The organism is Sphingomonas sp. SUN019, assembly GCF_024758705.1.
In the GTDB taxonomy this organism is placed as follows: domain Bacteria; phylum Pseudomonadota; class Alphaproteobacteria; order Sphingomonadales; family Sphingomonadaceae; genus Sphingomonas.
On record NZ_CP096971.1, the window covers coordinates 67,493 to 84,765 of the forward strand.

At 65.4% G+C, this 17,273-nt stretch carries 16 protein-coding genes; 6 read left to right on the plus strand and 10 right to left on the minus strand.

Features of this window, described 5'->3' with window-relative positions; translation table 11 throughout:
* Together M0208_RS00320 and M0208_RS00325 are read right to left on the minus strand one after the other, a co-directional pair.
* Positions 1 to 2,187, minus strand: coding sequence for an AAA family ATPase (locus M0208_RS00320; protein ID WP_258889761.1), 2,187 nt, complete (start codon positions 2,185 to 2,187; stop codon positions 1 to 3).
* A 226-nt stretch (positions 2,188 to 2,413) separates the two neighbouring features.
* Positions 2,414 to 3,313, minus strand: a complete 900-nt coding sequence (locus M0208_RS00325) for a hypothetical protein (RefSeq protein ID WP_258889762.1) — start codon at positions 3,311 to 3,313, stop codon at positions 2,414 to 2,416.
* 429 nt (positions 3,314 to 3,742) lie between these two features.
* Between M0208_RS00325 and M0208_RS00330 the strand changes: the two genes are divergently transcribed.
* Positions 3,743 to 3,919, plus strand: coding sequence for a hypothetical protein (locus M0208_RS00330; protein WP_258889763.1), 177 nt, complete (start codon positions 3,743 to 3,745; stop codon positions 3,917 to 3,919).
* A 386-nt stretch (positions 3,920 to 4,305) separates the two neighbouring features.
* The gene (locus M0208_RS00335) at positions 4,306 to 5,499 is read left to right on the plus strand and encodes a sugar transferase (RefSeq protein ID WP_258889764.1); all 1,194 of its coding nucleotides are present in this window, start codon (positions 4,306 to 4,308) and stop codon (positions 5,497 to 5,499) included.
* 97 nt (positions 5,500 to 5,596) lie between these two features.
* On the opposite strand, the gene yghU is transcribed toward M0208_RS00335, so the two are convergent.
* Both yghU and M0208_RS00345 read right to left on the minus strand, forming a co-directional pair.
* On the minus strand, positions 5,597 to 6,472 hold the full coding sequence (yghU, locus tag M0208_RS00340; protein ID WP_258889765.1) for a glutathione-dependent disulfide-bond oxidoreductase: 876 nt from the start codon (positions 6,470 to 6,472) through the stop codon (positions 5,597 to 5,599).
* A 61-nt stretch (positions 6,473 to 6,533) separates the two neighbouring features.
* Complete coding sequence (locus M0208_RS00345; RefSeq protein WP_258889766.1) at positions 6,534 to 7,967, minus strand: carotenoid oxygenase family protein; 1,434 nt, start codon at positions 7,965 to 7,967, stop codon at positions 6,534 to 6,536.
* 112 nt (positions 7,968 to 8,079) lie between these two features.
* Between M0208_RS00345 and M0208_RS00350 the strand changes: the two genes are divergently transcribed.
* Entirely contained in the window at positions 8,080 to 8,652 is a 573-nt protein-coding gene (locus tag M0208_RS00350) for a TetR/AcrR family transcriptional regulator (protein WP_258889767.1), read from the plus strand.
* Positions 8,653 to 8,859: 207 nt separating this feature from the next.
* Here M0208_RS00350 and M0208_RS00355 read toward each other — a convergent pair whose 3' ends face one another.
* Entirely contained in the window at positions 8,860 to 9,798 is a 939-nt protein-coding gene (locus M0208_RS00355; protein WP_258889768.1) for a D-2-hydroxyacid dehydrogenase, read from the minus strand.
* Positions 9,799 to 9,845: 47 nt separating this feature from the next.
* Here M0208_RS00355 and M0208_RS00360 point away from each other — a divergent pair, with 47 nt between their 5' ends.
* A complete protein-coding gene (locus M0208_RS00360; protein ID WP_258889769.1) occupies positions 9,846 to 10,808 on the plus strand; it encodes a M48 family metalloprotease in 963 nt (320 codons plus the stop codon).
* 171 nt (positions 10,809 to 10,979) lie between these two features.
* On the opposite strand, the gene M0208_RS00365 is transcribed toward M0208_RS00360, so the two are convergent.
* From M0208_RS00365 to M0208_RS00385, 5 genes are all read right to left on the minus strand, one after another.
* Entirely contained in the window at positions 10,980 to 11,456 is a 477-nt protein-coding gene (locus M0208_RS00365; protein ID WP_258889770.1) for a TM2 domain-containing protein, read from the minus strand.
* Positions 11,457 to 11,513: 57 nt separating this feature from the next.
* Positions 11,514 to 12,941 carry a cysteine--tRNA ligase gene (gene cysS, locus M0208_RS00370; protein WP_258889771.1) on the minus strand — a complete coding sequence of 476 codons (1,428 nt, stop codon included), beginning with the start codon at positions 12,939 to 12,941 and terminating at the stop codon, positions 11,514 to 11,516.
* A 113-nt stretch (positions 12,942 to 13,054) separates the two neighbouring features.
* Complete coding sequence (locus M0208_RS00375) at positions 13,055 to 13,969, minus strand: intradiol ring-cleavage dioxygenase (RefSeq protein ID WP_258889772.1); 915 nt, start codon at positions 13,967 to 13,969, stop codon at positions 13,055 to 13,057.
* 87 nt (positions 13,970 to 14,056) lie between these two features.
* On the minus strand, positions 14,057 to 15,397 hold the full coding sequence (locus M0208_RS00380; protein WP_258889773.1) for an ATP-binding protein: 1,341 nt from the start codon (positions 15,395 to 15,397) through the stop codon (positions 14,057 to 14,059).
* A complete protein-coding gene (locus M0208_RS00385) occupies positions 15,381 to 16,121 on the minus strand; it encodes a response regulator (protein WP_258889774.1) in 741 nt (246 codons plus the stop codon). The genes M0208_RS00380 and M0208_RS00385 overlap by 17 nt, the downstream gene beginning before the upstream one ends.
* Before the next feature lie 214 nt (positions 16,122 to 16,335).
* On the opposite strand from M0208_RS00385, the gene rpsU reads away from it, so the two are divergent.
* Positions 16,336 to 16,542 (plus strand): 30S ribosomal protein S21, encoded by a 207-nt coding sequence (rpsU, locus tag M0208_RS00390; RefSeq protein ID WP_055878578.1) that lies wholly within the window; start codon positions 16,336 to 16,338, stop codon positions 16,540 to 16,542.
* Between the two features lie 106 nt (positions 16,543 to 16,648).
* Positions 16,649 to 17,209, plus strand: coding sequence for an FKBP-type peptidyl-prolyl cis-trans isomerase (locus M0208_RS00395; RefSeq protein ID WP_258889775.1), 561 nt, complete (start codon positions 16,649 to 16,651; stop codon positions 17,207 to 17,209).
* The last annotated feature ends 64 nt before the right edge of the window (positions 17,210 to 17,273 follow it).

The following is a 17,273-nucleotide window of genomic DNA, read 5'->3' on the forward strand; positions in this document are numbered from 1 at the left end:
TCAGGCGGTGTGATAGCTTGCGACGTCCTTGTAGTAATAACCCGCATCGCCGAACCCGGAACGCGCCTGTTCCACGACGTTGACCTGTGTCAGCGCGACGCCAAGGACATTGGCGTCGACGTCGCCCAGGCGATTGAGCGCGATCTCCGCCGCTTTCGCCGCGGTCTTGCGCCAGCGCAGCAGGAAGACGACGCCATCGGCCATGCTGGCGATGACGCGCGCTTCATCGACCGCCAGCACGGGGGCGGTGTCGAGCACGATCAGGTCGAACCGTTCGCGCAACTGCGTCAGCAGTACCGCAAAGCCGCCGCCTTCGGTCAGCGTCAGATCACCGGCGTCGGTCCGCTGTGGAAGCAGCCAAGCGCCGGTTTCGCTGTCCTGGACCAGCACCTGCTCCAGCGTCGCCTGACCGGCGAGCAGCTCGTTCAGGCCCGCCGAGACCTTCCCGCCGAATTGTCGGCTGGTCGCACGTCGGCGCGGATCGCAATCGATCAACAGCGTGCTGATGCCCGCCACCGCGGCGGACCGAACCAAGCAAATGGCGGTGGTCGTCTTGCCTTCGCCCGGCACCGACGATGCGATCGCGATGACGCGCTGCTTCTGGTCGGGCGTGGCGAACAGGATCGAGGTTCTGAGCGAACGAAACGATTCCGCGAAAAGCGATTCGGGCCGTTGCAGGATCAGTTCCATCGGCGCCGCGGGGAGGCGGCCCTTGCGATATTCGGGCAGCGTCGCGGCATCGGGGATCGACGCCAGCATGGAGAGCCCAAGCCGCTTTTCAATTGCGTCGCTGGTTTCCAGACCACGTTCCAGCAGCTGCATCAGCAGAACCGTCAGCGCGGCGGCGACAAGACCGCCCACCACGGCGGCGGCGGCATAGACCAGCGGATTGGGCGCGCTGGGCGCCGCGGGCACGCGCGCCGCGGCGATGATGTAACTGTCGCTTTGCTCCAGACCTTCCTGCGCGACCGTCTGACGGTAACGATCGAGGAACGAGCGATACAGCGTACGCGCCGACTCGGCGTTGCGCTCCAGCTCGTTCAGCCGGACCGACGCATTGTTGTCCGCGGCCAATTTGCCCTCGGCGCGTCCGATCGAATTCTGCAGCGACGCGGCGCGCTGGCTCGCGATATTGGCCTGGATCGTGGTGTTGGCGACGATCCGGCGGACCTCGGCGGCGATCTGCGCGTCGGTGTTCGCCTGCGCCTGTTGCGCACGCTGCAGATCGGGATGGAGCGGGCCGTAGCGCTTTTCCAGCGAGGCGACGTCGCGACCAATCTGGGCGCGTTGCGCGCGGAGCTGGCTGACGACCGGCGAATCGAGCGATTCGCCCAGTTCGTCGCCGCTGCGGCCACGCGCGAGCTGCGATCGCGCCGTCGACAGGCGCGCCTGCGCGGCGGCGTTCTCGGCCTGCGCCTGCGCCGCCTGGGTCGACAGGTTGGAAAGCCCCTCCTGGCTGACCGAGCTAAGGTTGGAGGCGGCGAACAGGCTGTTCGCGGCCCGGAAATCCGCCACCGCTTTCTCCGCGCTCAGCACCTGACCGCGCATCTGTTGCAAACGGCCTTCCAGAAAGCGGCTGGCGCGCTTCGTCGCGCCCGACTTGGTGCCGACCTGACGCGAGACATAGGCCTGCGCGACCGTGTTCACGATCTGCGCGGCGAGGGTAGGCGAACTCGATTCGTACGAAATGCTGATCGCATACGACAGGCCGGACCGCTTGACCGTCAGATTGGCCAGCACATTGCCGATCGCGCGTGACCGCGCGATCGGATCAGGCTTGGCGTTCGAATTGGCGGGCAGCGCAACGCCGCCGTTGAAATCCGCATTGCGATCCAGTCGCAACGTGTCGACGACCGCACCGATCAGAGCGGGGGCACGCAACGCCTCGACCTCGGTGTCCACCGCTGCCGAATCGGGATCGACCGTCGGGGTCACCTGATCCTCTGCGATCACTTTTTCGGCGGTGCGCTCCAGCGCGACCTGCGCCGTAGCGACATATCGCCGCTCGGCCGCCATGTAGGCGATCAGCGCAATCAGCGCGGCGATGGCCAGGATGATCGCGATCACGGCCGCCCGCCGGCGGATGATGCGGCCGATGTGGCGAACGTCGATCAATGACGCGGCGTCCACGTCCGGTTCGGGATATCTGCCGCGCGGGTCGATGCGGTGCCGGGCTGTCGCGTCCATCAATTATGCCTTGTTGTAGAGGTTCTGGACACGTTCATTGGCACCCTCTGCATATCGACACCTCCGTGGGCCTCGGCCGGATCACGCCCGATCCATACGCGATTTGGATCGGTGCGGCGAATCGGCATCCCCCGTCACCAAAGCGACTGTGGTTTCTGTTGCGACGCAGCAACACGACAAAGCCGAGCCGTGCATCCGTTGCGCCCAAGCCTGATTGCAACGCCTGTCACAGCCGTGGCGGAGCGCCGCTCCATCGTATTCCGCCCGGAACATTTCCCTTGCCGCGACGCCGAATAAGCGGCGTTCCTGAGGGAACGTCAATGTCGTGCGTACCCACGATGATCTGGACTGGCCCATCATGGACGTCGAAGATCGGCCAGGCGCGCGCGCTTTTCACCACCAGATGCGCGATGTAGATGACGATCGGCGCGCCGGCCGGCGCCTTGCTGCCCATCAACGCGAAATGAACCGTGTCGCCGATCCCGCCAATTTTGAGCGGCTCGACGCTCGTCAGGCGGGTGGCGCGGATGTTGGCCCACAACCGGTAATTGCGCGCGTTGCCGCCCGCGATACAATCGTCGAGCACGGACTCGCTCGATTTCAGGTCGAACCCGCCGTCGCTGTTGTCCCACGCGCCGCACTTGCGGAACAGCAGCCGCCGGTTGCCGCGCTCCGCCGAAAAGCCGTCGCCGTTCCAATATTGCCTGGGCTTCCGATGCCACCGAAAACCGCGCATCGTGCAGCGCTCGAACCGAAAATCCGACGCTTCGTCGGCCAGCGCGATACCGCAGGGCAGGTCGTGCGCACCCGTCGTCATCACGCCGCTTGCCGTAATGTCGGTCAGGACGCCGCCGGTGCTGTCATATCTGATCCGCGCGAACCCGCGACGCAATTTGGTCGCGGTGACATTCGACACGCGCAGGCCGACGCATCCCGCGGTTGCGCGATCGACGCCATTGTTCTCGATCACGCGATAGGCGCCGTCGATGCGGACATCTTCGATCACGACACCACGCGTCGGGCGATCCAGTACGAACAGCCCGTTGCCCACGTCGCGCGCGTTGATCCGGCGATAATCGGCGTTGGTCTTTACATGATAGACCGCCTCGCCATCGGCGGCGATCATCGTTCTGCGACTCGCGGGAATCATCATCGGCCCTCTATCGACGGCCCGCATTGCGCGACACCGCCCGTGCGGCAGACGGGCCGCTGCGTACGCCTAAAATCTGCTGGTTAACGGGCGCGAAAGCCTGTGGCTTAACCGGGTTGAAGCACTGGCGGTGCCAACAGAGCGGCGAACGCAGAGGAGTTCTGGCCGATGCCTTATTCAACACAAACCGCGCAGCGCGCGAATTCAAACCCCGAAAACCAACGTGCCATGGCTGCATTTTCAGCGCTGCTCGCGCCCCGCGTGTCCATGCAAAGTTCCCTTTTTACCGCTCTGAGACGATGGATTAATCCTTAGTAGACAATTTCAGTTCACGGGTCGGTTTAACCCGGCTAAGGCACGGCTCGACCCAGGGGTGTGGGCGGGGGCGGGAAGAGGATGGAAGACATGTCTGACTTGGTGCTCGACCATCCCGCTGATCGGATTGGCGTTGATCACATCGCTGAGCAGGTGGATGACGAGCGCGATTGGGCGGAGATCGTCGTCCGCAGCGCGTCGCGGCTCGCCGGATACGTGTCGCTGGCGGTGGCGCTTCTGGGGATCGCGTATCTGGCGATTCGCTGACCCAAGACTGCACTAAGGCCATAACTCGATATTGGTTTCGCTGCACTGCGGCATTCACTTTAACCCTTCATCCTTTCTGAGTACCGGTTGGTCCTTCCGTTCGGCGATCCGGCGGCGGCGTCCATTGCCTCGCGGCGCGATTTCGCTGATCTGCACCCTATGAACACGATCGGCGTTAACGCGTCAGTGTCAAAGGGAAGACTCCGCGGATGACGGTCTCAACATTTGGAGACTTTGTGGCGCCGCGGATACGTTCCAAACGTATCCAGCGCCTTCGACTATATACTGAGCTCGTCGCACTCGATTGTGCGGCGATCGTAGCCGCATTCGTTATTGGCAGCGGGCTTCGTAGCGGCGGTCGCGTCTTCGATGGCTGGCAACTGTCGATGATGGTGCTGGTCGGGTATCTCGGGATCGCGCTGGCGGCCGAAGTCTATAACGCCGCGGTCTTCACCAATCCCAAGCTCAGCTTGAAGCGATCGGTGACGGCCTTGTCCTATGCGTTGGTCGCGGTCGTCTTCTTTACGTACGTCGCGCACGCCAGCGAACAGATCGCGCGGCTGACGTTCGCCGTCGGCTCCGCGCTGGCGCTATTGTTTCTGGTGATCGGCCGGGTCATCTTCGTGAAGCACGGGCTGAAACGCATGGCCGGGTCGTTGCACAACGAACTGCTGATCATCGATGGCGTCGATGCGCCGGGTCTGGCGATGACGTACCGCATCAATGCGCGCGCGATGGGCCTGTCGCCCGATCTCTCGGACCCTGAGATGCTTCACCGGATCGGCGATCAGCTGGCCGTGTTCGACCGGGTGATCGTTTCGTGCGATCCCGACCGGCGCCATGCGTGGAGCACGGTGCTGCGTGGTGCGAACATCGACGGCGAACTTCTGCTCCACGATCGCAGCAATGTCGACGTGATCGGCATCGGCCATGTCGCGGGCCAGTCGACGCACATCGTATCGCGCGGCCCCCTCAGCATGAGCAGCCGCGCCGTCAAGCGTGGTCTCGATCTGGTGTTCACTGTTCCCGCGATCCTCGCCCTGTCCCCGCTCCTCGCCATCGTCGCGCTTGCCATCAAGCTCGACAGCCGTGGCCCGGTCTTTTTCCGGCAGGACCGCGTCGGGCGGCGCAATCAGTTGTTTCGCATCGTGAAGTTCCGCACCATGCGCCACGAAGATCGCGATATCGACGGTGTTCGTTCGGCGAGCCGGGACGACGATAGGATCACCCGCGTCGGCCGCCTGCTACGGCGAACGAGTCTCGATGAGCTGCCACAGCTCTTCAACGTGCTGGAAGGCGACATGAGCCTGGTAGGTCCACGCCCGCACGCGCTGGGTTCACTCGCAGGTGACAAATTGTTCTGGGAAATCAACCACGAATACTGGATTCGTCACGCGTTGAAGCCGGGGATTACCGGCTTGGCGCAGATCCGTGGCTACCGCGGAGCGACCGAACAGCGCGAGGATCTGGAACTGAGACTGGCCGCCGATCTGGAATATCTCGACGATTGGTCGATCTCGCGTGACCTCGGCATTCTCGCGTCGACGGCGATGGTGCTGGTTCACCGTAACGCCTTCTAGAGTTCGTCGCCTCGGGTCGCGCCAGTTGATTTGCCCGAAACCGGTGCTTGACCGATTTTCCGACCAGGCCGGTTGCCGGGCATTTCCTGGGCGACGATCAGCTAGCAGGCTGTAACTTGTCCTGGGTCTCGGTGGTGAAGTCGCTTGCATCATGGCGTTCGTGAAGCTGGCTTGCCGGATCACCGGTTATCCGATTGACCATCCGCCCGCGTCTGGCCGCCGGGCGCGCGGCGATCTGGTCGGTCCACCGCTGCACGTGCTTGTAATCCTGCACCTGCAGAAACTCGCCCGCTTCATAGACCAAGCCCTTGGCCAGCGCCCCGTACCACGGCCAGACCGCCATATCGGCGATCGTATAATCGGCTCCGGCGAGATATTCGTTATCGGCCAGCCTGCGATCCAGCACGTCGAGTTGCCGTTTCACCTCCATCGCGAAGCGGTCGATCGCATATTCGATCTTGTACGGGGCGTAGGCGTAGAAGTGGCCGAACCCGCCGCCAAGGTACGGCGCGCTGCCCATCTGCCAGAACAACCACGACAGGCATTCCGCGCGTTGCGCTGGATCGGTCGGCACGAACGCACCGAATTTCTCGGCCAGATACAGCAGGATCGCGCCGGATTCGAATATGCGGACCGGTTCCGCGCCGCTGCGGTCGAATAGCGCGGGAATCTTCGAATTGGGATTGGCCGCGACGAAGCCGCTGCCAAACTGGTCGCCGTCTCCGATGCGGATCAGCCACGCGTCATATTCCGCGCCGGAATGCCCCGCCTCCAGCAATTCCTCCAGCAGCACGGTCACCTTCACGCCATTGGGCGTCGCGAGCGAATATAGCTGCAGCGGATGACGGCCTACGGGCAGGTCTTTCTCGTGCGTCGCGCCGGCGATCGGACGGTTGATATTGGCGAAGCGCCCGCCGGATTCCTTGTTCCAGGTCCAGATTTTCGGCGGCACATAGGCTTCGGTGTCGGTCATGTGGGGCTCCCGGATTGCGCCGGGACGTCATTCCACATTCTCACGCCGCGCCCAACCCCGGTCAGGCGGGAATCCAGTTGCCGTGGAAGCCCGGCGGAACGCGGTGGGGGATGCGAATGCTGGCGACGGGTGATCCGGCGAAGTCTCGCGCGTCCAGGATCACCAGATCAGTCGTTTCGTGCGGCAGATCGACGACCAGCCCGATCATCCAGCCTTCGTCTTCGCCTGCATCGGCGCGGGCGGGGACGAAGACGAACTCGCCCGGATGACGGCCGGGGCCGAAATCGTGCGTCGTTCGCACGCCGGTTTCCAGATCGTGCTTGTACAGGCTGGTCGACAGGACGAAGCCCGGTTCGTGCCCCTCTGGCAGCGCCATTGTGTAGGCGAAGCGGTAAGGCTGGCCGAAGCGGCGTTCGTCGGGGCGCGGAAATTCCTGCGGCGCGGGGTCGATCGTGCGGCGCGATACGGTGCGATTGGCGGGGTCGATCATCCACCGTTCCAGGCCGCGCGATACCCCCGACGGACCCTGCAACGCGGCGTCGTCGAACATCGTCGCATAGGCGCAGACGTCCATCACGACCGTCCCGTCGGGCGCGTCGTACGCATTGGCGACGTGGAAGACATAGGCCGGATCGACATCGCACCAGATCACGTCATCGGCCTTGCCCGCGCGCGGCAGCAGCCCGACGCGCGCCCGATGCGCGGGGTTCCACGCATAAGGGAAGCGATGCCCGCCGATCAGCGCCTTCATCGAGAAAGTGACGGGCAGGTCGAGGAGGATCGCGTAGCGCGCGGTGATCGCGCAATCGTGGATCGAGGGGCCGTGCTGCACCGGGATCGGCTCCTCCCGCACGACTCGGCCCTCGGGTGACAGGACGATATGGCGGATCGTGCCGGGATCAGTCGCCTCATAAGCGATCGCATGATGCTCTCCGGTGAGCGCATCGCGGTGCGGATGCGCGGTGAACGATCCCTCCAGCGTATCGTCGAAGGCGTTGTAAGTCTGTTCGCCGAGCGTTTCGTCGAGTTCGACCGGATAGCTGCCCGCCTCCACCAAGGCCCAGGTCCGGCCCGCGATCTCCACGACGTTGGTATTGACGGTGTCGAACCCGCCGTGACGCGGTCCGGGGGCAGGGCGCTCGCCCAGTTCCGCGGCGACCGCGTTCGATCTGATCCAGCGATTGCGATACCACAAGGCGCGGCCGTCCTTGACCGCCACGCCGTGAACCATCCCGTCCCCGGTGAACCAGTGATATCCCGCAGCTTCCGGCGCGATCGGGTTCGGGCCGATGCGCAGATAGCGGCCGTCGAGCCCCGAAGGAATCGTGCCGGTCACGGGTAGGTCGACGATCGTCATTTCTCCGGTCATCGGCTTGTGGATACCGGTCAGGAACGGGTGCGGCGCATCGGGCATCCGTTTGCGGTTGTAATCGGCGATCAGGCCGACACCCTTGGTGACGGCGGAACGGATTACGGTTTCGACGGCGCTGGCCATGACTTGACTCCGCTATGTTTACGGCATCAACATAGCGCCTATGGTAACGTCGTCAACATCGGATTTCGCAGCCTCGCGTGACGTGACGAAACAGGCCGGTTATCGCGCTCAGATGACCGCGAAAAATTATCATCACGGCGATCTGCGCGCGGCGCTGGTCGAGGCGGGGTTGGCGCTGGTCGAGGAAAGCGGTGGCGACGAGGTGGCGCTGCGCGAGGTCGCGCGGCGAGTCGGGGTCAGCGCGACCGCGGTGTACCGGCATTTCCCCGACAAGAATGCGCTGATGGCGGCGCTGGCGCAGGCCGGGTTGCAGCGGCTGGCCGAGGTGCAGCGCGAAGCATCGGAACAAGCGGGCGGGGGGATCGCCGGGTTCAACGCGACCGGCGTCGCCTATGTCCGCTTCGCGCTCGACAATCCGGGGCTGTTCCGTCTGGTCTTCGCGCACCCCCCGCGGCCCGAGATCAAGGGCGGGCTGCACGCGGAGGACGATGCGATGGTGATGCTGAAGACCGCCGCCGCGGCGCTCGCCCCTGCGGGAATCGACCCGGGCATCTTCGCGCTGCAATCCTGGTCGCTGGCGCATGGGCTGGCGATGCTGATGCTGGACAAACAGATCACGCTGGATGCGGCGGCAATCGAGGAGGTGATAGACATGCACGGGTTGATCGGGAAATTCCCGCGGTAGGATTGCGTGCGCCTCAACAGCAGGCGCTCAAGATAAGGTGGTTAGGGAATCGAACTCGTTTGAGTTTGTCCTTCCTTCTAATCCTCCCCTGCAAGGGGAGGTGGCGCGTAGCGCCGGAGGGGTGTCGGCCTCTCGACAGCGTGATACCCCTCCGTCAGGCCTTCGGCCTGCCACCTCCCCTTGCAGGGGAGGATTATCGGGTGAGGTTCAATAGCCCGCGTTCAGATCCGCCACGTTTTCCATCGGCTTGCCCGCCTTGAATGCGCTCAGATTGCGCAGGAACAACGCGCCCGCGCGCTGGAACATCTTGGTCTGGCTGCGGCCCGACAAATGCATCGTGATCATGCAGTTCGGCGCGCTCCACAGCGGATGGTCGGCGGGAAGCGGTTCGGGGTTGGTCGGATCGAGGAACGCGCCCGCGATTCCGCCAGACGTGAGAGCAGCGAGCAAGGCGTCGTCGTCGACCATGTTGCCGCGCGCGATGTTCACTATCCACGCGCTGGATTTCATGGCGGCAAGTTCTTCCGCGCCGATCATCGCCTTGGTTTCTTCGGTTGAGGGAGCGGCAAGGATCACCCAGTCGAAATCGCCAAGCCGCGCGCGCCATGCGTCGGGGGTAATCGTGCCGTCGCGCCCGGACCTAGTGACCCCGGTGACGGTGACGCCGAACCCCTCGAGCCGCTGTCCGATCGCGCGGCCGATCGCACCGTATCCGACGATCAGCGCATTGGTTTCGAACAATTCGATCTTGCCCGGCGAATCGGCGAGCCATTCGTGGCGATCGTGCGCGCGGATCACTTCATCGAAGCGTTTTGCTGCTGCGAGTACGCCGAGCACGGCATATTCGGCGACTGCATAAGCGTTGATCCCGACACCGTTGGTGACGATCGCGCCCCGCCGCCGCAGCACGTCGAGCGGAAAGGCGTCGAGTCCGGCGTAGATCGTCGACACCCATTTGAGGTTGGGGCCGGAGGCGCGGATCGCGTCGGCGACGAGGTGGCCGGGCTGCATATCGACCCAGGCGATATCGGCGTCCGCGATCCCATCGTTCGCCTCCTCGGGTTTGCGGAACCACACGACATCGAGATCGGCGGGGAGGTGCGGTTCGAGGAGCGGGCGTGCGAGCGCGGGGAGGACAGCCTTCATGGGTGTGGGTGATAGCGCGGTCGCGTGCGCTCGCCTATTGGCACGCCATGAAGAGTTTGCGTTATCTGCTGATCGCGCCGTTGATCACCGCCGCCGCGCCCGTGGGGCTGGGCGTAAGCGACCTGGAAGCCCTGCGTGGTATCGACCTGCGGTTGGCGACGATCGCGCACCGGCTGGTCCTGGCGAACGCGCCGCTGTGCCGCGATACCTCACCCGCGACGGGCGTCGTACTTCATGCGTTGTCCCAATATGATGAAGCGACGCAGGGGGCGGCGCGGAAAGCTTTCGGGTTTGCGACGCCGGTGGCGGTGGAGGCGGTTGTCGCGGGATCGGCGGCGGATCGTGCGGGGGTTAGGCCTGACGATGGTGTGAGCGCGATCGAGGGGAAGCCGCTGACGCAGACCGCGGGCACTTCTAGTGCGGATCGCGACGCGGCCTTGGCTGCGCTAGTAGCCGCGTCATCGCCGGTGCGCATGATATTGGCGCGGGGCGGGCAGCGTCGCGACGTGGCGGTCGCCGCTCCCGCCGGGTGTCGCGCTGCGTTCGAGGTGTTGTTGGGGCCGCAAATGACCGCACAGTCTGACGGCCGGGTTGTGCAGATCGGCGTTCGCTTTTTCGAGCGGTACCGCGACGACGAAACCGCGGTGATTGTTGCGCACGAACTGGCGCATGTCATCCTGCGGCATCGCGAGCGTCTCGAGGCTGCGGGGGTGAAGGGCGGATTGCTGTCCGAACTCGGCCGCAACGGGCGGCTCAATCGGCTGGTCGAGGATCAGGCCGACCGGCTGGGCCTGACGTTGCTCTACAATGCGGGGTACGATCCCGCGTCGGCCGCACGTTTTTGGGCGGCGCACGGCGGCGACATCGACGGCGGCCTGTTCCGCAGCCGGACGCATCCCGCGACTAAGGCGCGGATCGCGGCGTTGCAAGCCGAGGCGGCCGCTATCCCTGCGGAGACGCGACCGTATGTTCCGCCGATTCTGGCAGTGCGCGATCAGCCGTTGGACTGAATTCGCTTGGGGTGGCGGTCACGGAAATCCTCCCCTGCAAGGGGAGGTGGCTCGCGAAGCGAGACGAAGGGGTGTCACGCCATCGAGAGGGTTACACCCCCCGTCAGGCCTTCGGCCTGCCACCTCCCCTTGCAGGGGAGGATTGAAGACTGAGTCCGGCCCGCCGGCTTCCTAAAACCATTCCTTGTCGCCGTGGACGTAGCGGCGGTCGAATTCCTCGTCCGAGGTGACGAGGTAGATGATGAATTCGATGAATGCGGTGATCGATGCGAACAGGCCGGGCAGGACGAGCAACCACCCGATCGTGCCGCACAGCAGCATGATGAGCCCGGCCTTGGACTTGCCGAGATAGAATTTGTGGACGCCGAACACGCCAAGGAAGAAGGCGAGGACCGCGGCGACGATGCGGTTGCGATCCGATCCCTCACGGTGCGCGGGGCGTTCGCCGAGCGTCAGTTCGCGCGGGTCGGGCACGCGGAAGACCCGCACGGCGCGGTTGCCGTCGGCGGCGAAATCGACCGTGATGCCGACCGCCGGGAATTTTTTGTCGCTCCAGTCGTCCTGGCGGAAGGCGTAGCGCTGCCCGTCCTCACCCGAAATCTGGCCTTCGCCGCTGTTCTTGTCGACGCCCAGTACCTGTCCGCGCATTCCCGCCCTCCGTTTGCGCGCCCTATCTGCGATGGCGGCGCGGGGAGGGCAAGGGGATCAGACGTTTACGCGCCAGTCCCAGCCGAGCGGATCGCCGTCCATCACCTCCACGCCCGCGGCGAGGAGTTCGTCGCGGATCGCATCGGAGGCGGCGAAATCCTTTGCCGCGCGCGCTTCCTTGCGCGCGGTGAGCCGGGCTTCGATCGTCGCTTCGTCGGTCGTGGCGGCGGCGGGGCGCGTGCGGAGGTCGGCGCGGGTCAGCGTGGCGAGGTTCAGCCCAAGTACCGTGTCGAAATCCGCGATCCCGGCCAGCCGATCGTCCGGTGACAGTTTCTTCTCGGCGACCAGCGTGTCGAGCAGCGGGAGCGCCTTCGCGGTGTTGAGATCGTCGGACACCGCCGCATCGAGTTGATCGTGATAGCCCGACGGTATCACGCCGTCGCTGTCACCACGTGCACGAAGCCCTTCGATCGACTGCACCATCCGTTTCAACCGGACTTGCGCCGCGGCGAGATTCTCCCAGCTGAACTCAAGCTCCGACCGGTAATGTGCTTGCAGGCACAAAATCCGATACGACAACGGATGAAAGCCGCGGTCGACCAACGCCTGCAGCGTCAAGAATTCACCCGACGATTTGGACATCTTGCCCGCGCGCTCGACCAGGAAATTGTTGTGCATCCACAGCGTCGCGCCGGTATCTGCGCTGCAGCTATGCGCCTGGTTCTGCGCGATCTCGTTCGGGTGGTGGATCTCGCGGTGGTCGATCCCCCCGGTGTGGATGTCGAAATGCGCGCCGAGATATTGCTTGCTCATCACCGAGCATTCCAGATGCCAGCCAGGCGCGCCGCGGCCCCACGGCGAATCCCATTCCATCTGGCGGTTCTCGTCGGCTGCGGACGTGCGCCAGATTGCGAAATCCTGTGGGTTGCGCTTGCCGTCGACCGGATCGATCCGGCTTTCCCCCGCATCGTCCTTCGCGCGCGCCAGCCGTCCGTAGTCGGGCACGGTCGACACGTCGAAATACAGCCCGCTGTCGAGCCGGTAGCAATGCTTCTCCGCGATGCTTTCGGCGAACGCGATCATCCCCGGCACATGATCCGTCGCCAGCGGAAAGCGCGAGGGCGTCCGGATGTTTAGGTCGGTCAGGTTTTGCTTGAAGGCATCGGTGTAATGCTTTGCGATCGCCCAGATATCCCGACCCGCTGCGCGTGCGGCGGCCTCCATCTTGTCGTCGCCCGCATCCGCGTCCGACGTCAGATGCCCGACGTCGGTGATGTTGATGATGTGGGTGAGGTCGTACCCCTTCCACGTCAGCACGCGGGCAAGCGTGTCGGTGAATACGTAGGCGCGCAAATTTCCGACGTGGGCGTAGTTGTAGACCGTCGGCCCGCAGGAATAGACGCCGACATGCGGGGGCGCGAGCGGCTGGAACGTCTCCAGCCGCCGCGAGAGACTGTTGTAGAGCGAGAGCGGGTGACCGTGCATGGCGCCGCCTGTAGCGGCGCTTGCCGTGCGCCGCAAAGGGGCCGCGGCCGACCGGGAGACCGGCCGCGGCGGCGCGGCGACAGGGAACGACGCCACGCCATCTCTGATGGCGATTAACGCGCCAGGCCGACGATCACGCTGGCGGCGTAGCCCGCGCTGACGCTGCCGGTCATCGTCGGCGTCTGCTGCGCGATCTGCGCGGCGGTGTTGTCGCCGAAGACATTGTCGCTGCTGATCGAGACGCGCGCGAAGTTCGTCGCGCTGCCGCTGTACGTCGTGGTGTCGGCATAGACCGAATTGCACACCGCGGTGGGTATCGCGAGCTGCGAGATCAGCGAGGCGAAGCGGCCGCTGGTCGCGCTGGACAGCGACGAGAACACCTCGAAATGGATGTGCGGGAAGCGGCCCGAATAACAGCCCGGCACGATCGTGGTGAAGGTGACCTGCCCGTTCGCATCGGTTACCCCGACGCCGCGCAGATAGCTCTCGTTCGGCAGATCGTAGAGCGAATATTGGCCGAGCGCGTTGCAGTGCCAGATGTACAACGCGTAGCCGCTGAGCGGTGCGCAGGACGAATTGACGTTCACGACCGTGATGGTCAGCGTCATCACCACGCCAGCGGCGGTGGCGGTCGATGAGCCGAGGAAGCTCGATCGGATGTCGCTGCGCACGACGCCGCTGGCGGTCAGCGCGTTGGAGGTCAGGCCGCTCGACGTATTGGTGCCGTCCGCGGGGTAGGGGCCGTTGGTCTCGGTCGGGTCGGCGATGCACCCGGTGACGCTGGTCGGGGTCGGAGTAGGCGTAGGTGTCGGCGTCGGTGTGGCGGTTGGCGTGGGCGTCGGGGTCGGCGTCGCGCCGGTCACGACGGTCACCCCCGACGATCCGTCGCTGCCGCCGCACCCCGCGACGATCGCCGCGGTCCCGGCGCCCGCGAACCATTTCAGCGCGCGGCGGCGCGCGACGAACGCCTGCATCACCTTCAGGTCATGCGCCAGGCCGTGGTCGTGGTCGTCGATGTCGTGCTGCATAGCCGTCTCCCGATATGATCGGGGAGGTTCTGGCCGTCGCATGTCACCCGAAAATTTCCGTGTTTGCCGGGATTGTTGCGGGATATTTCAGCGCTCGAGCGGTAGCGTCATCTTGGCGATCGCGCCGCCGCCCGCGCGATTGGCGAGCGTGGCGGTCCCGGCGTGGCGCGCGGCGATCGTGCGGACGATGGCGAGGCCGAGGCCGGTGCCGCCGGTCGCGCGATTGCGTGACGCCTCGCCGCGGACGAAGGGTTCGAACAGTCGCTCCGCCTGGGCCGGGTCGATACCGGGGCCATCGTCCTCCACCTCGATCGTCACGATCCGCCCGTCGATCCGCCAGCGCGCGCGGGCGCGCTCGCCATAGCGCAGCGCGTTGCCGATCAGATTTGCGAACGCGCGGCGCAGGCTGCGCGGATCGCCGCGCACCACCGCGCGTGGGCCGGGTTCCAGCGTGACCGCCGCGCCGCCGACGCTCATGTCCTCCACGAGACTGTCGAGCAGGCTGCCGAGGTCGACCAGCGCCGTATCGCGCTCTCCCGCCTCGTCGCGTGCAAAGGCCAAAGTGTCGCCGATCATCGCGCGCATCTCGTCGATGTCGGACGATGCGCGGTTTCGCGCGCCTTCGGGCAATTGCTCGATCCAAAAGGCCAGGCGGCTGAGCGGCGTGCCGAGGTCGTGTGCGATCGCGGCCAGCATCGCGGTGCGCCCCTCGGCGTGATGCGACAGCCGGTCGTGCATCGCCGATACCGCGCCGGTCAGCGCGCGCACCTCGGCTGGGCCGTCCGCGGGGAAATCGGGTCGCTCAGCACCCGCGCGCGCCTGTTCGGCGGCGGTGGCGAGGCGGCGCAACGGGCGTGAGATCGCGCGCGCGATGATCCACGCGGGCAGTGAAAGCGCCAGCACCGCGATCAACATCGCGGCCATCGTCGCCTTGTGCCAGGAGGTGATGAGCGGTCGCGGGGCGGGGCGGGCCACCCGCCAGCGGCCATCGGGCTGGTGCCATACCACGACGAAATCGCCCTCCAGCTCGAACGTCCTGAAGGGCGGCGGCCGATCGGACCACGCGGCGACCGCGGCGCGGGGCGCGCCCAGTGCCGCGGCGATACGTTGTTCTAGCGCGGGCAGCCGCCTGGCGCGTGGCGAGGGCGCGGGCGGGTTGCCCGAGGTCTGGACGAGCACCTTCGACCCTTCGTTAAGGAACAGCCGGTCCGGCGGGCCGCGCATGCCGGGCGGCGGGTGATCGGGCGACGGCAGGCCCTTCAGCGCGGCGACGATCGATTCGATCCGGATCGGCTTCGCCATCGGCGGCGGGCCGTTGAAGGTGACGACGAACAGCACGATCGTCGACGCCAGCACCGCGCCGATGACCAAGGCGACGATCGATGCCGCGATCGGCCGCGTGCCGCGCGCCTCAGCGACGCTCGACATCGGCCGTGAACATATAACCTTCGTTGCGGACGGTGCGGATCAGGTCGCTGTCGGCCCCGTCGCGCGCCAACTTCCGGCGCAGGCGGCTGATCTGCACGTCGATCGCACGGTCGAAATGATCGGCCTGCACCCCGCGCGACAGATCGAGCAACTGATCGCGGGTCAGCACGCGGCGCGGATGTTCCGCCAACGCCAGCAGCAACCGGAACTCGCCGTCGGACAGGTTGATGACCACTTCATCCCGGTCGAGCAGTTGCCGCCCGGCTGGATCGAGCCGCCAGCCGCCGAAGCGCAGATACACTCGACCGGCCGATCGCGCGACAGGCGCACCCGGCTGATTGCGGCGCAGCACCGATCGGATTCGGGCCAGCAGTTCGCGCGGATTGGCCGGCTTCGCGATATAATCGTCCGCGCCCATTTCAAGCCCAACGATACGGTCGACCTCCTCGCCGATCACCGACAGGATGATGACGGCGGGCGCGGTGGCGCGGTCCATCGAACGCAGGATCGTCAGCCCGTCCTCACCCGGCATCATCACGTCCAGAACGACCAGCGCGTAGCTTTCCTTCGCTAAAGCCGCGCGCATCGCCGCGCCGTCCGCGGCGGTCTCGACGAGATAGCCGTGCGCCGACAGGAAACTGGCGGTCAGTTCCCGGATGCCGGGATCGTCGTCCACGACGAGAAGGCGGGTTTCGAGGTCCAAGGGCGTGGCGAGCTGTAGCATTCCTTGACGGTGCGGTCCTTGCGTATCGCCCGCGTTGCGGCGCTGCAACATTCGGCGATTGCGGGTCGGCTGTGGTAGGGGGGCAACACCGATTGTCGTGCGGCCGGTTCGGGTTGCCAATCCGGCGACCCGCTGGTAGGCGCAACCGGTTCACGGCGCGGAAGGCTATCCGCGGCCGCATTTGGCGTTTTTCGATTCGGAGAAGTTCGGGTTTATGCAGATCATCGTTCGCGACAACAATGTCGATCAGGCCCTTCGCGCGCTCAAGAAGAAGCTGCAGCGTGAGGGCGTCTACCGCGAAATGAAGCTGCGCCGGCATTATGAGAAGCCGTCGGAGAAGCGTGCGCGTGAGCGCGCCGCAGCGATCCGTCGCTCGCGGAAGCTCGACCGCAAGCGTGCCGAGCGCGACGGCGCCCGCTAAACGCGAATGACGGGAGGGCGTTTCTTGCCCTCCCGACCCGGCCCTTCGAGGCCCGCAGCACCACAACAGCGGTCGTGTCCGCGCGGCCCGCACCCGAAGGGCCGCCATGTCGACCGTCACCGCCGTTCCGATCCCGCCGACGAAGCGCAGCTATCTGATGTGGCTGTGGGTGGGTATCATCGCGGCCGTCGTCGGCGCCGCCGCGCTGGCGATGCAGGGCGATGATTTCCTGGCGAAGAACGCGCGTGCTGCCGGCGTCGTGACCACCGCGTCGGGCCTGCAATATAGAGTGATCGCGCCGGGTGCGGGCGCGAAGCCGTCGGCGACCGACGTGACGCTTGTTAATTACGAGGGCAAACTCCTCAACGGCACGACCTTCGACAAGTCGCAGCAACCGACGCCGATGCCGGTCAACGGCGTCATTCCGGGATTCTCCGAAGGCCTGAAGTTGATGCCGAAGGGCTCGAAATACCGCTTCTGGATCAAACCGAGCCTTGGTTATGGCGAGAAAGTGACGGGTCCGATCCCGGCCGGATCGACGTTGATATTCGACGTCGAGCTTATCGATTTCCTGCCAGAGGCGGTTATCCGTCAGATGCAGATGCAGCAACAGATGGGTGCCGGCGCCGGCGGCCGTGTTCCGAGCGGGTCGCCCAACGGCGGGTAATGTTTCCCCACAAGTATCCATTTGGCTATATGCTTCTGAAAGCTCGGGGCGGACGCGACAGGAG